The organism is Helicobacter sp. NHP22-001, assembly GCF_030270165.1.
Classification (GTDB): Bacteria; Campylobacterota; Campylobacteria; order Campylobacterales; family Helicobacteraceae; genus Helicobacter; species Helicobacter gastrofelis.
This window is the reverse complement of the sequence record NZ_BSWS01000004.1, coordinates 27839-42464: the sequence shown is the minus strand read 5'-3', so window position 1 is coordinate 42464 and position 14626 is coordinate 27839. Positions and strand designations below refer to the sequence as shown.

Below are 14626 nucleotides of genomic sequence, written 5' to 3'. Positions count from 1 at the left end.
AGGCACTCCTGCATAACCGCCTTAAATTAACTCCAAAACTTGTTTAGCCACTGGGGCGCTAGAAGCAGGGTTTTGCCCTGTAACGATGCGTTGGTCGCTGAGGGCAAAGGGAGCCCAGTCCGCTGCTTTTTCATACTTAGCCCCCCTTGCCACAAGCACGTCCTCAGTCAAATAGGGCACGAGTTTGTCTAATTGCAACGCCTTCTCCTCGCTGTTGGAAAACCCGGTGACTCTTTTGCCTGCAATCAAGTAGCTCCCATCTTGGTTTTTGATGTTTAAAAGCCCTGCTGCGCCGTGGCAAACAGAGGACACCACGCCCCCATGGTTGTAGATGTCTAGGGCAACTTGGGCTAATGCCGTGTTATCCGGGAAGTCCCAAACCACGCCATGCCCACCAGCGTAGTAAATGGCGGCATAATCTTTAGGATTGAGCGCGGACACGGGCAGCGTATTGCCTAGTAAATCCATGAAGGCTTGGTTGGTGTAGTACTGCCAATCTATAGGGCTCATAAAATCCTTGGCTAGACTATTAGGGTCGATGGGCGTGTAACCACCCTTGGGGCTAGCGTAATCTATGGCGTAGCCAGCCTTTTCGATTTCATGGGCAAAATGGACGGCTTCGCCAAGCCACAAACCCGTGGGCTTTTCATCGTTAGGGTACTTGGAAACATTGGTTACGATGACTAATATTTTTTTCATTGATTTCTCCTTGTTGTGCGTAAAACGCCTTGATGACCCCCTCTTAAACATCTTAGCACACTTTGGCAGATTGTCAAGCTCTAAGAATTGAGGTGTCTAAAATGCTCTAAAAAATTCGGGTAAGAAACGCTGACGCACTCTACCCCCCTTAAATCCCCCCCACAGGCGAGCAGTGCCATAGCAAAACTTAAAGCAATGCGGTGGTCTTTAAAACTCTCTAAAGGCTCTTTGGGGCGTTTTAAACTGCCCCCTATGATTTTAAAGCCGTCTTCTAAAGCGTGGCACTCTATCCCCATTTTTTCTAAGTTAGCTAAGGTCGTGGCGATGCGATCGCTCTCTTTAAAACGCAATTCTTTAGCATTACTCACCACGCTAACCCCCTTAGCCACCGCCATAGCCACTGCCAAAGCGGGCAATTCGTCTATCAGGCTGGCGGTGTTTTGGCTAAGATTTAGAGCTTTTAGTGGGCTGTGCTTGACATAAATATCGCCCACAGGCTCAGCCCCCATTTGCCCTTTAAACTCATAACGCACACTTGCCTCCATTTGCTCCAAGACTTTAAAGGCTTCGATGCGTGTGGGATTGAGTAGCACCCCCTTTAAAAGCACAGAGCTACCCGGCACTAGCATAACCGCTAAGGCAAAGTAAAAGGCACTGGATGGGTCGGCAGGGATATGCCATGCAAAGGACTCTAAGGGCTTTTGCAGGGGCTCTAGCGTGAGCTTGGGTGGGGTAAGCTTGATTGAAGCCCCTAAAGCGAGCAGTGCCCTTTCGCTGTGATCCCTGCTTAAGTGGGGTTCGCTAAAGTTTAGGGGGTCTTTGGCTTGTAAGCTCGCTAAAAGCAGGGCACTTTTAACTTGGGCGGATGCGATGGGGCTAGCATAATCTAAGCCCTTTAAAGGGCTACTTAGCACACTTAAGGGGGCGAAGTTTTGTACCCTTGCGTGGATTTTTGCCCCCATCTGTGCTAAAGGCTTTACCACCCGCCCCATAGGTCTTTGGCTTAGGGATTTATCGCCCACTAAAATATAATGGTTTTGCTGGCATTGGCTAGAGCTAAGCAGGCCACTAAATAGCCGCATGCTCGTGCCTGAGTTGTTGCAATTTAGGGGCTTTGTAGGCTCATTAAAGTGTAAAAACTTTTTAGGGGGTGTGAGTTTTAGGGTGTTGTCCTTGCTCTTTTGCACCTTTAAGCCCAAAGTTTTGACAATCTTTAGCGTGCTTAAACAATCCGCCCCCATTAATAAATTACCCACAAAACAAGGCTTTTCACACAAAAGGGCGAAAATCAACGCCCGATGGCTTAAAGACTTGTCGGCAGGCAAGCCTTCTAACTCTAAGCTAAAGGGCTTGGCGGGCTTAACTTCTAGCTTCATTTGAGTTTGGCGTTTAAACGGGTTTCTAAAACGCCTAATGCCCCCTGCACCACTTCTTGCAATTCTTTATCCGTTAAGGCGGTGTGTGATTGGATTTTTAAACGCAAACTTAGGGCGATTTGATTCGCATTTTCGGCATAAAGATCAAGGGCGATGACTTCTTGCAAATGGGGGATTTGTGCCTGCATTAATGCTTCTTGTAAGGCAGCAAAGGGGCAATCTTTGTCTAAAATCAAGGTCAAATCCCTAAAACTGGTGGGGAGTTTTGAAAACTCCTTAGCTTTATAGGGCTTAGGGCTTAACACACTGCCCTGTACTTCGGCGATAAAGCCCTCTAACAAGTCCGCTTCTTGCACCAAAATAGGGTTTATCGCCCCTAGCACCCCCACTTTTTGCCCCCCCATGACAAGCCACGCACTGGCATAAGGGTGGTAGGCGGTGCTTAAGTAGGAGTTTTCTTGTTGCTCTTTGGGGCTTAGAGCTTGCAAGCTAAAAGAGCCTAAAATGTGGCTAAGGGTGGTGGCAAAGGCGTAAAAATCCCATGCCATGCCTTTAGGGTGGGGGTAGTGGGGGGGGTTTTTAAGGCCGCTGGCAATGAAGGCTAGGCTTTGGCTTTCTTCTCTGTCAGCACTATAGACACTGCCTAGCTCAAACAACGCCACGCTTTTAAAGCCTAGATTTTTGTTCTGTACCACCGCCTGCAAGAGTCCGGGGATTAAAGAGGTGCGTAGGGTGTTTAGGTCGCTGTTGATGGGGTTTTGCAGGTCTAGGGGGTCTTGCAAAGTGGGGTAGCCGAGCTTTTCTAGCTGTTCTTTTTTGGCAAAGAGATAATGCACCACTTCTTTAAAGCCTAGGCTTAGGGCTTTGGTGGCAAGGGTTCTTTCAAAGCTGTAGCGGGTGTAATGGGGGTTGTGGCTGGTGGGCTCATTTAGGGGCAAGAGCACGGGGGGGACATTCTCAATGCCGATAAAACGCAAGACTTCTTCGGCGATGTCGGCAATGTTGGCGATGTCGTGCCTAAAGATTGGCACTTGGATATTAAAATCCTGCCCTTGCACTTCTACGCTAAAGCCCAAATTCTCTAAGATGCCCTTAACTTGACGCGTGTCTAGCGTCAGCCCTAAAAGACGCTCTATGTCGCCTAAGCTAAAGGCGACTTTTTGGGGCTCAAGTTTGCTGTAAAGACTTTCAATCTCTAAAGCTAGGGCGTTTAGGGTTTGTAACACCTCTTGCAACACGCCAAAGCCGAGCAAGACTTGCGGTTCGCTCCCCCTAGTGGTGCGTTGCGTTAGGCTTGAGGCGTGCTTTGTGGCGTGCTGGCTTAGTCTTGTGGCGGTGTAGGTGGGGTCTAAAAAGCTTGCCTCAATTAGGTTTCTTTGCCCCTTATCTTTGGGGGGGTTTAGGGCAATGCTACTAAGCTCCACGCCTTGAGAATAGACTTTCACAAAGCCTAAGTTGTCCTCTTTGATTTCTAGGGGCGTGCTGGGGTAAGCGTTTAAGATGACACCGCTAAGATAAGTTGCATAGGCTAAGAGATTGTCTAGGGGGTCTTGGCTTAAGGCGTTTTGTAAGGCTAGGCTTAGGCGGATTTCTAGGGGCAAATCTAAGCTCGTGGCGTGCAATTTAGCGTAAGCTAGGGCTAAATGCTGGGCACTTTGGGCTAACTTTAGGGGGGGTGTGCTTTGTGGGGGTGGTGTGTGGGGGGTGTTTAAGCTTAAGCCATAAAGGGCGGCGATTTCTCTAGCCACGCCTAAGACGCTGGCACAATCCCCCCGATTGGGGGTTAAGCCGATGTCTAAGAGTGTGCCGGCAAAAAAGGGCAAATCTTTTAAGGGCGCGCCTAGTTTTAGGGGCTGGTGGGCGTTGATACTACTATCTAGTACCAAAATCCCCTCTTCTAGCTTGGGTAAGCCTAGCTCTGTGGTGGAGCAAAGCATGCCAAAACTCTCCACCCCCCTAAGTGTGCTAGGCTTAATGTGTAAGTTGCAATCGCTCAAATACGCCCCCTCTAGGGCTAGAGCCACAAACTGCCCTGCGGCGACATTTTTCGCCCCGCACACGATTTGTAACACCCCTTGCCCGCTATCCACTTGGCAAACGCTTAGCTTCTGGGCGTTGGGGTGTTTGTCCTTAGAGAGCACTTTAGCCACCACGACTTTTGCGGGCAAGTTAAAGGGGTGTTGCCCTTCGACTTCTAAGCCCACACGGCTTAAGTCCGTGCAAAGGGTGGGGATGGATAAGCTAGAGATGTCTAAAAAATGTGCCAAATGGGCGGTGTGTAGCAACATTAAAACGCCTCCAGCATGCGTAAATCCGTTTCAAAGAAACTGCGTAAGTCGTTGATTTCACAAGAGAGCATGGCAAGCCTTTCAATGCCTAGCCCAAAGGCGTAACCTTGCATGCCCTCTAGCCCGACATTTTTAAAGACCTCTGGATGCACGAGCCCCGCACCTAGCACCTCGAGCCAGCCCGTGTTTTTACACACCTTGCACCCTTTTTGCTGACAGAAAACACAACTCATATCCACCTCAGCACTAGGCTCGGTGAAGGGGAAAAAGCTGGAGCGCCAGCGCACCTTGACAGAGCCAAAGAAGGCGTTTAAAAACTCTTCTAAGACTTGCTTTAAATGCCCAAAATGCACGCCTGTATCCACGACTAGCCCCTCCACCTGCGAGAACATGGGGGTGTGGGTGGTGTCGTAATCGCGTCTAAAAGTGTGCCCCACGGCGATCATTTTGATCGGGGGGGTTTGTGTTTGCATGGCGTGGATTTGGCTAGGGGATGTGTGGGTGCGTAGGAGCTTGTGGTCTTTAAAGTAGAAGGTGTCTTGCATGGCACGGGCGGGGTGGTGGGGGGGGATGTTGAGCGCGCTAAAATTGTGAAAATCATCTTCTACAAGCGCACCTAAGTGCAATTTAAAGCCCCTTTGGGTGAAGTGGGTGATGATGCGCTCTTTAGTGTAGTTTAAGGGATGCCCTAAGCTCCCACCTGAATGGGTGTTGGCTAAACTCACATCGATTTTTTCAGCCTCTAGGCGCACTTGCAATTCTAAAGCTTGCAGGGCTTGCTTTTTTTGGGCGTGTAGAGTGCTAAAGCTTTCTTTAAAGCGGTTGAGCTCTTGAGCGTATCTCGTCTTCTCCTCTTGCTCTAATTCTTTGAGACCTGCAAAGGCGTGGGCAAGCAAGCCCTTTTTACCTAGCACTAATAGGCGCAATTCCTCCAGCGTGTGTAAATCCTTTACCTCCTCTAGTTTTTCTAAAGCCGCTTGTAATGCCTGCATGCCTGCCTTTCTATGGTTGTTGGTTTTGGATGTCTATTTTAAAGGTGTGGGTTTCATTGTGTAGGGTTACTTTCACCACAAGAGTGCCCGGCTTAATGGGTTTGGGGTCGATCACCACAAAGCCCCCCTTCGCCTTGCCATTGGGTCTTAGGGTGGAGCGTTTGAGGTAGTTGATCGCCATGATTTTAAAGGCTTGGCGTTCCTCTTGCATGATCTCTTGGGTTTGCACATCGTCCATCATCATAAAAGGCATGCCAAACATCATGTCATAGGCCAAGAAGCTGCCCTGCCCATAGTAAAACATCGAGGGGCCGATGCCATCTTCCACAATATTGCTATTGGGGGTGGCGATGTTGAATTTTTGCAACACAGGTTCAAAATCGTAGCTAGACTTCATCATCGCTTGAAAGCCCAGCACGGGTAAAGGGTTGCCTTTTTCGCTCACAGAGATGTTAGAGGTATCGAAGTTCACGGGGTTACCGCTCAAAATCTGTGCACCCACATAGATCACAAGGGGTGGATTGTCTAAACCTTTTAATTTCTTTTGGGCAACCTCAATTTGGACTTTAGAATCGGGCTTGGCTGAGGTTAAAACCTGTATGCCATTATTGTAACTAGTGATTTTTTCAGGTTTGACTTGGTAGCTCACACAACCTGTCAATAAACTTAGAGCAAGGAAATATGATGCAGATTGGGTTTTCATGGACTCTCCTTTCAATTTTCTTTGGGCTTAGCTTAGAACTCAAAGCGATTCCCAAAGAAACTGTAATCAGCCCCCTTTTCCTTGTGAAACACCTTTTCTAACTGCTCCTTAATGTCATAGTAGCTAAAACTTTCTTTAAAGCCCTCAATTTTGCCCCCACTGGCGTTTTTATGCCCGCCCCCATTAAAATATTGCTTACTTAAGTTACTCACATCGCATTTTCCATTGGAGCGTAAGCTCACAGAGCCTTTGGGGCTCACATCAATATAAAAGTCAAATTCGGGGTTTTGCTCCAAGAAGAGATTGGCCAACACGCTAATGCCCCCCATGCTATAGCTCAAAAACCCCTTTTTGCCCTCACACTCCAGGGTGCATTCCTCTTTTTTCTGTGAGAGTAGGGCGACTTGGGCGTTGGAGGCGATGTTGTCCATCGTTTCTAAATCCGGATTGCCCCCTAGAGCGATTTTTTTGAGCCTAAATAAATCATTGTCAAAGGCAACCTCGCCCCTTTCTTGGTGCAGATAGTCGGGCACTTTCTTTAAAAGGGCGAATTTATAAGCCCTATGTTCTTCATCAAACATGAAGCGATTCAACTCGTGGGTGCTAGAGATCATCCGCATGCACACCTTGCCAAATTCAAAGCCAAAGCCCCCCTCTTGCCAAATGTCAATGGAGTTGATCATTTCCACCATTGGGGCTAGGGTTTCTATATTCTCTAAAGGCGTGTAGAGTTTTTGCAAAGTTTCAAAGGTGATTTTAGACGCACTGCGCTCCGTGTCTAAATGATACCAATGATAGATTTTTGCCGCGTCTTGGCCGGTGGCATGGTGATCTAAAAGCAACACCTGCACCTCTAAGCCCTGCACGCGCAGGGCATCGCTTTGCTCTTGCAAAAACTGCGCCTCATTGAGGGTTAGATTTAAATCTGTTACCAAAATTAAAATCTTGCGCTTGGGCTCTAGGGCTTTGCTGATGTCATCCAAGATTTCGTGCAACCTTGCGCTCACCTCCCGCCCATAATTGGCGTTGTAAAATTTGATGTCCTTAAAAAAATGGCGGCTGACAAATTGGCAACCATAGCCGTCTAAATCGATGTGGGATAAGTGGAAAACTTGCATTCTTTGTCCTTAAAAATTGATGTTGATGGTGCCTAGCACCTCGTATTTGGCGTTCGTGTCTAACTCGGCGTGGCTTAAAACCACAATGTCGATTTTAAACTGCTCCATTTTCGTGGAGAGCGGACGACGCAGCTCGGGATCGACGATCAAAATCACGGGGGCGATCCCTCTTTGTAAAATTTTCATAGACTCGGCAGACACATGCTCGATGAGCTGTTGCATTTCGGTGGCGTTCAACAATAAAAATTTACCCGAAGCTTGGTCCTTGAGCTTGTTTAATAAAAACTGCTCGGTGGCGGTGCCTAGCGTAAGTAATTTTAAGCTCCCGTCCTCAGATTTAAAAATATTGGTGATGACCCTTGAAAGCCGTGCGCGCACCTGTTCGGTTAAAATGGTGATATCGTTTTGCACGCTGGGGGCGATGTCGGTGATGGTTTCTAAAATTGTGAGCATGTCTTTAATGGGGATTTTCTCGTGCAACAATTCTTGCAACACCGAGCGGATCACCCCTGTGGGGATCTTCTTTGCCTCCTCCACAATCGCCGGGTAGTCATTGCCCAGCCGCTCTAAAAGCGATTTCACCTCGTCTTTGGTGATGAACTCCTCAGCGTAATTTTTGACCAATTCGCTGGTGTGCGTGGCGATCACGGTGGAGGGATCGATGATTGTATAACCCTGAATAATGGCTTCTTCTTTGTCCTTAGGCTCGATCCACAAAGCGTCCATGCCAAAGGCGGGCTCTTTGGTGGGGATGCCCTCGATCTCCTTGCCCGCAAAGCCCGTGTTCATGGCTAAAAAGCGCTCGGGCATCACGCTCCCATCGCCAATCGTGATCCCTTTTAATTTGATTTCATAATGCGTGGGGGGCAGTTGCAAATTATCGCGGATGCGAATTTGTGGCATTAAAAAGCCATAATCGCTGGCGATCTTTTTACGGATACCCCGAATGCGCTCTAGCAAATCCCCCCCCTGTTTGACATCGGCAAGAGAGATGAGCTGGTAGCCTAAAGCAAGCTCTAAAAACTCGATCTTTAGCACCTCATTGATGGCTTGCTCTTCCTCTTTTTTGATCTCTTCTGCACTCTTTTGGGGGCGGGTGGTGGGGGCTTGATCGGCGGTGGCGGTGGGCTTGTGGCTTAGATCAATGCCCGTTTTTTTACTCAGCCACGCCTCAAACTTAGAAAATAAATTGTCCTTGCCCTCTCTGGAGATGAGCCATGCGATGAATAAAAACAAGCTCCCCACAAAGAACAGCGAAAAGGTGGGCAGCCCGGGCACACTAGCAAAAAGCAAGAGAATAAAGCCCACAATGATTAAGGTTTTGCTCTTGTCGGTAAGCTGGGTGATGAGCTTGCTGGCGAAGTTTTCTTCCTCGTGCTGGGTGGTGCGGGTGGCGACAATGCCCGTAGCCGTGGCGATGATCAAAGCGGGGATTTGGCTTACCAGCCCATCGCCAATGGTTAGGACGGTGAAGGTGGATGCGCTGTAAGCCATCGTCATGTCCCTTTGGAACACCCCGACTAAAAAGCCCCCGATGATGTTGATTAGGGTGATGATGATGGACGCGATCGCATCGCCTTTGACGAATTTGCTCGCCCCGTCCATTGCGCCGTAAAAATCCGCCTCTTGGCTAAGGGCTGCCCTTCGTTTTTTGGCCTCTTCATTGTCGATTAAACCCGAATTTAAATCCGCATCGATCGCCATTTGCTTACCGGGCATCGCGTCCAAAGCAAAACGCGCGCGCACTTCAGTAACACGGGTCGAACCATTGGTAACCACTAATAAATTCACCAACACTAAAATGCTGAAAATGATCGTGCCGATGACATAGTTCCCGCTCACCGTGAATTCGCCGAAGGCACTGATGATGTCGCTCACGGCACTGGGACCCTTGTAGCCCTGCGTTAAAATCATACGCGTCGTGGCGACATTGAGCGCAAGGCGATAAAGCGTCACAATCAAGAGCAAAGTAGGGAAGGCGCTAAAGTCTGTGGGCTTGGTGATGTAAAGCCCGATTAAAATGATGAGCACAGACAAGGCGATAGAGATGGTCAGTAAGAAATCGAGCAAGAAGGGGGGCAAAGGGACAATGATGATCGCCAAAATTGCGATCACAAAGGCGACAACGGTCAAGTCCTTCGACTGGGTGAGTTGCCTTAAAAAAGGGAAAGTCCGCTTTAAAATGCTCTTTTGCTTGTTACGCGCCACTAACTGCCTTGAATTAAATTGCGTTAAAATCCTAGCATTTTACAATTTTTCATGTAAAATTTGACTTTTTTAGGTTATAATACGAGCTTATGTAAAAATTTCCTATTAGGAGGTCTTCATGGCTTTAAGTACGGAGAAGAAGCAAGAGATCATTAAACGCTTCGCCCGACAAGACAACGACACAGGTTCATGCGAGGTGCAAATCGCCCTTTTGAGCCAAAGGATTGCGGATTTAACCGCTCATTTAAAAAACAATCCCAAGGATCACTCTAGCCGTTTGGGGCTTTTAAAACTCGTGGGGCACCGCAAAAACCTGCTCAAATACCTCAAAGAAACCCAGCATGATCGCTATGTAGTGCTTATTGAAGCATTAGGTATTAAGAATCGTTAAGCCCCCGATGTGGATCTCACTCGATCGCCACAAGCTAGCGACCCTCTTTTTCTCCCTTTTTTTCATCCTTTCTTTTAAAAAGCCAAGCCCCCAAATTTTAATGGTGGTGCTGGCAGTGGGAGCCCTACTCTACTACAAGGCCTACAAACCCCCGTTGCAACTAAAACCCTTTAAATGGCTCATCGCCTCCATGCTCGCCATGTTCTTGGTGGCGTTGCCCAACTTATTTGTGGGTGAAGATTTGGAAGCGTGGCATTACAATTTGCGCTCTTTAAACATGCCCCTAGTCTATGTGCTGGGTGTGGTTGCGATTGTTTGCCTAAGCAGCACCCAAGTGCGCCTCAACACCAAAATTTTATTTTACAGCATGGCCTTTGCCTGTTTTTTCAATGGGGGGTTTGCGCTCGTGCAAAAGGTCTTTTTAGACATGGCACGGGTGATGGGCTTTAGCACGATTGTGGGCTTTGTAACGCTCACTTCTATGGCGCTTTTTGGCTGCTTTATCTACGCCTTGCAGACAGACAAACGCCAAGAAAAACGGCTCTTTAGCGCTGCCATGCTTTGTGGGTTTTTGGTGGTGCTCTTTAGCGCCACTAGAAGCGCCTTGATCGCCTTTGCTCTCACCTTTATAGCCCTCTGTGTGTTCTTAAGGCACACTAAACAATGGCGCTACATGGGGTTTATGGCGCTGTGCTTTGGTGGATTGTTCTTGTTAAACCAAGCCCTAGAGCAGCACGCCCTTTTACATGCAGCAAGGACCAAAGACGAGAGCTTTAGCCAAGACCTACAACTCTATGCCCAAAAAAACCCCGATTCGAGCATTGGTGCGCGCCTTGCCCGCTGGCAAGAAGCCCTAGCCATTGCCAAGCTTTCACCCATCATTGGCATGAGCCTTAGCACGAAGTGCAAACGCCTAGATGAGATTTTGAGCCTCTCCCACTCTTATAGAAAAGCGAGTGAAATCGATTGTCGGGAAAAATACGACAATGAATTTTTCAACACCCTAGCGCATAGGGGGGTCTTGGGGCTAGTGGCGTTGTTATGGTTTTTATGCGTGCTGTGGCGCTTTTTTGCCAAGAGAAAAGACAACATCGGGGTGTTCATCTGCGCCATGCTGGTCTTTTATATTGTCTTGGGGATCGGTTTTGACCCCTTTGATTTTTTCATTGAGGGCAGCTTTTTTGTGGGGATGGTGGTTATGGGAGCAATCGCAAAGCAATTGCCCGCAGAGTAACTGCTTGCCACAACGAGCAAAGACCCAGTCTAGCGGGCTCTGCCCACTTTCACCATTTTATTGCGTAGCTCGGCTAAAGTGCCTTGCAAGGGGATTTGTTTAGGGCAGGTGTCGTGGCAACCAATGAGGCTCATGCATCCAAAAACCCCGTCATCATCGCCCACTAATTCATAAAAATCGTCATCGCTACGTTCGTCATGCGAGTCGATCAAAAAGCGCATGGCGCGGTTCATCCCCGCCGCCCCAATGAAATTTTCACGCATGAGTTTCGTCCCACAAGCTGCAATGCAGCACCCGCATTCAATGCAACGATCGAGCTCAAAGACATTTTGCGCTTCATCAGGGTCAACGCGCTCTTCGGGCTTGGTGATGTCCACTTCCTTTTTATGGTGCGCCCAACTCTCAACCCTAGCGTTCATCCCCGCAAACCACGCGCCCGTATTCACGCTTAAATCCTTAATCAAAGGAAAAGAGGGCATGGGCATGAGTGTGATGACATTTTCGCTAAAGCTCGAGGTTAAGGTTTTGCACGCCAAACGGGGTCTCCCATTAACCATCATCGCACAGCTGCCACAAATGCCCGCCCGACACACAAAGTCAAAGCTAAGGTCCGGATCTAGCTGTTCTCTAATCATCCCTAGGGCAATGAAGAGCGTCATTGAGGGGATTTCCTCTAGCTGATAATCCTTAAAGTGGGGTTTAGACACCGCACTTTGGGGGTCAAATTTTAAGGTACGGATGGTGATCTGGCGTCCCATTTATTCTCCTTTTCTTTGGTCGTCTAGGCGGACATTGCGCGCCTTGTATTTGGGTTGTAAATCAAAGGGCATTAAAGCCTCTTGCAAGGCGTAGCGATCCCCCCCTTGAGCTTGGATGCGTTCTGTGATTTCTTTGATCTCAGCGTCCCTTTGCTCTTTAAGCGGGTGGGGGATAAAGTTACCCTTTGCCCCATAGCCCCTAAAGTCGGGGCTGAGCTCCATTTTCATGATGTCTAAGGGCTCATACTCTAGGGTGGGCAAGGTTTGATTAGGATCAGGCCAAGAAGCAAGCGTGCGGTTAAGCCAATTAGCGTCATCTCTTTTGGGGTGGTCTAAGCGAGTGTGCGCGCCCCGACTTTCAGTGCGATCCAGTGCTCCCTTAGCGATACAAAGAGCGATTTTGAGCATTTTTTGGGTACGGTAAGCGTCCTCAAGCTCGGGGTTGTTATGCGTCTTTTTGTTTTTCACATGGATGTGTTTGGAGCGTTTATAAAGTTCCTCTAATTCGTTCACGGCGGCTTCTAAGGTATGCCCTTCTCTAAACACCCCGACTTTCTCATCCATGATTTCACGCATGCGTTCTCTAATCTCATAGACGCTTTCTTTCCCATCACTGTGCAACAACTCTTGGATGTGCTCGTGGCTTTTTTGGATGAACTGCTCCACAATGTGGGTGCTAATATCTAACTCTGCACCCTTACAATACTCGGCGAAGTAATCCCCGATGATCATGCCCGCCACGACTGCCTCGCTCACAGAGTTGCCCCCCAAGCGGTTAAAGCCGTGCAAATCCCAACACGCCGCCTCGCCCGCACAGAACAGACCTTTTAGATGGCTATGCCCTTTGTAATCGGTGCGTAGCCCCCCCATAGAGTAGTGCTGCATGGGCTTGATGGGCACCCAGCCTTTTTGTTTGGGTGCGCCGGGGCCAAAATCCGGCTCATCAGCGGGCATGCCCTTCATGTTTTCTTCGGTCTCTAGGCTGTCATCGGCTGCGTCAATACCCGCAAAGGTGTGGGCAATGTCGTGCACATCCCGTAGGTTTTTCTCCACATGCGCACGCCCTAAAATCGCAATGTCTAGCCACACATGGTCGCCATAGGGCGAATTTGCCCCATAGCCCTTTTTAATGTGCTCTAAAATGCGACGGCTCACCACATCTCGGCTAGCAAGCTCTTTTTTCTCTGGCTCGTAAGCGGGCATGAAACGCCGCCCGAATTTATCGCGCAAAATCCCCCCATCGCCCCTACACCCTTCTGTCATCAAAATCCCGCTAGGCACTAAAGCAGTGGGGTGGAATTGCACCGCCTCCATGTTGCCCAGTTTTGCCACGCCCGTTTCTAAAGCGGTCGCAATGCCCACGCCATCACAAATCACGGCGTTCGTGGTGTGTTTATACACCCGCCCATAGCCTCCTGTGGCTAAAAGCGTACCCTTAGACACATAACCCACGAGCTCGCCGGTGATCAAGTCGCGCACCACCGCTCCGTAGCACTTGCCCCCGTGGTGGATCAAGGCGATCATCTCTTTGCGATCCTCAATTTTCACCTTATGGTGCAGGGCTTCGTTGGCCACGGCGTAAAGCATGGTGTGCCCGGTCGCGTCCGCAGTAAAGCAGGTGCGCCATTTTTTTGTCCCCCCAAAGTCGCGGCTTTGGATATAGCCGTGCCGATCCTCTCGCTCGGTGATCGTCACATGCTCGCCATTGATCACTGCGGGGCGATCGCCCTTTTTAATGCGCGTCCAAGGCACACCCCAGCTAGCTAATTCTCTAATCGCCTTGGGGGCGGTGGTGACAAACATTCTAGCCACTTGCTGATCGCAACCCCAGTCGCTCCCTTTCACTGTGTCCAAAAAGTGCAAATCCTCGTTATCGCCCTCGCTCATTTTGGCGTTGCCAAGGCTGGCTTGCATGCCCCCTTGGGCGGCTGCTGAGTGGCTGCGCCTAACAGGCACTAAGGAGAGCACGATCACATCTAAGCCCACTTGGCGGCACGCAATGCTAGCGCGCAGTCCCGCCAACCCTCCGCCCACAACCAACGCATCGCAATAAACTACTTTCATTTTTGTCCTTTAGTCTTTATGGAGTTGTTCGTCCGCTTGCACGGCTTGTTGCATGCTAGCAATCTCGCCCTTTTGCATGATCCCGTGTTTGACATAAGAGCCATAGGTGAGCAGCCCTAGCACGATAAAAAACACACTCATGCCCCATTTGATTTTGCGTAATTGATCGATCCCTAAGTCTTTAAACCAACCCCATTTAATGGCGAGGCGGTAAAGCCCGATCGAGCCGTGCAGCTCTACAGCAATTAATAAGAAAATATAAAGTAACCAAAAATGCTGGCTCACAAAGCGGTAAGAAGAGGCGTGCGGACCGATGCTATGCGGGGCGGTGAGCATCACAAATAGGTGGACACTGGCTAAAAAGAACATCGCAAAGCCCGTCCCCACTTGCACCATCCATAGGCTCGTATCGCCGTGTTTCATTAGATACTTATGGGTTTGGAAAATTTTATACTGCCTGTAATTGATGGGGAACTTGCGCAAAGCTAAAAAGGCGTGGGCGACTAGGATGATGATCACCGCTGCCGCCACCGCACTTACAATCGCCGGCTCGCCTGCTTTGATAAACAGACTTCCCTCAAAGAATTTTGTCACCGCAAGCATGACTTTATCGCTGATTAAAATACTACTGACTAGAAACATGTGCGCAATCATAAACAAGGCTAGAATGAGCCCTGTTGCGCTTTGCAAAAAGTCGAGCTTGGCATACATCCCGCTCTTTTTGCGCTCCGCCCCCACGCCATAATAACCCTCAATGATTTCCTCTTGTTGCATGCAACACTCCTAAGATGATTA

General features: G+C 49.1%; 12 protein-coding genes. 2 read left to right on the top strand and 10 right to left on the bottom strand.

What is annotated here, in order from left to right; all coding sequences use genetic code 11:
* Positions 1-21 precede the first annotated feature (21 nt).
* From QSJ47_RS04555 to flhA, 7 genes are all read right to left on the bottom strand, one after another.
* Complete coding sequence (locus QSJ47_RS04555) at positions 22-699, bottom strand: type 1 glutamine amidotransferase domain-containing protein (RefSeq protein ID WP_285602572.1); 678 nt, start codon at positions 697-699, stop codon at positions 22-24.
* Positions 700-779: 80 nt separating this feature from the next.
* On the bottom strand, positions 780-2075 hold the full coding sequence (gene aroA / locus QSJ47_RS04550; RefSeq protein ID WP_221272401.1) for a 3-phosphoshikimate 1-carboxyvinyltransferase: 1296 nt from the start codon (positions 2073-2075) through the stop codon (positions 780-782).
* Positions 2072-4363, bottom strand: a complete 2292-nt coding sequence (ytpR, locus tag QSJ47_RS04545; RefSeq protein ID WP_285602571.1) for a YtpR family tRNA-binding protein — start codon at positions 4361-4363, stop codon at positions 2072-2074. Before ytpR ends, aroA begins: the two co-directional genes overlap by 4 nt.
* Complete coding sequence (pheS, locus tag QSJ47_RS04540; protein ID WP_221272402.1) at positions 4363-5355, bottom strand: phenylalanine--tRNA ligase subunit alpha; 993 nt, start codon at positions 5353-5355, stop codon at positions 4363-4365. Before pheS ends, ytpR begins: the two co-directional genes overlap by 1 nt.
* Before the next feature lie 10 nt (positions 5356-5365).
* Positions 5366-6058: a hypothetical protein gene (locus QSJ47_RS04535; protein ID WP_221272403.1), complete on the bottom strand. Its 693-nt coding sequence runs from the start codon at positions 6056-6058 to the stop codon at positions 5366-5368.
* A 32-nt stretch (positions 6059-6090) separates the two neighbouring features.
* Positions 6091-7176: a DHH family phosphoesterase gene (locus tag QSJ47_RS04530; protein ID WP_285602570.1), complete on the bottom strand. Its 1086-nt coding sequence runs from the start codon at positions 7174-7176 to the stop codon at positions 6091-6093.
* A gap of 9 nt (positions 7177-7185) precedes the next feature.
* A complete protein-coding gene (flhA, locus tag QSJ47_RS04525) occupies positions 7186-9384 on the bottom strand; it encodes a flagellar biosynthesis protein FlhA (RefSeq protein ID WP_221272405.1) in 2199 nt (732 codons plus the stop codon).
* A 118-nt stretch (positions 9385-9502) separates the two neighbouring features.
* Here flhA and rpsO point away from each other — a divergent pair, with 118 nt between their 5' ends.
* Positions 9503-9775 (top strand): 30S ribosomal protein S15, encoded by a 273-nt coding sequence (gene rpsO / locus QSJ47_RS04520; RefSeq protein WP_221272406.1) that lies wholly within the window; start codon positions 9503-9505, stop codon positions 9773-9775.
* Between the two features lie 7 nt (positions 9776-9782).
* Complete coding sequence (locus QSJ47_RS04515) at positions 9783-11009, top strand: O-antigen ligase family protein (protein WP_285602569.1); 1227 nt, start codon at positions 9783-9785, stop codon at positions 11007-11009.
* 29 nt (positions 11010-11038) lie between these two features.
* Here QSJ47_RS04515 and QSJ47_RS04510 read toward each other — a convergent pair whose 3' ends face one another.
* The 3 genes from QSJ47_RS04510 to QSJ47_RS04500 are packed head-to-tail and all read right to left on the bottom strand — an operon-like array spanning position 11039 to position 14605.
* On the bottom strand, positions 11039-11767 hold the full coding sequence (locus QSJ47_RS04510) for a fumarate reductase iron-sulfur subunit (protein WP_285602568.1): 729 nt from the start codon (positions 11765-11767) through the stop codon (positions 11039-11041).
* A complete protein-coding gene (locus QSJ47_RS04505; protein WP_285602567.1) occupies positions 11768-13831 on the bottom strand; it encodes a fumarate reductase flavoprotein subunit in 2064 nt (687 codons plus the stop codon). It abuts the gene before it with no gap.
* A 9-nt stretch (positions 13832-13840) separates the two neighbouring features.
* Positions 13841-14605: a fumarate reductase cytochrome b subunit gene (locus tag QSJ47_RS04500; protein ID WP_285602566.1), complete on the bottom strand. Its 765-nt coding sequence runs from the start codon at positions 14603-14605 to the stop codon at positions 13841-13843.
* Positions 14606-14626 lie beyond the last annotated feature (21 nt).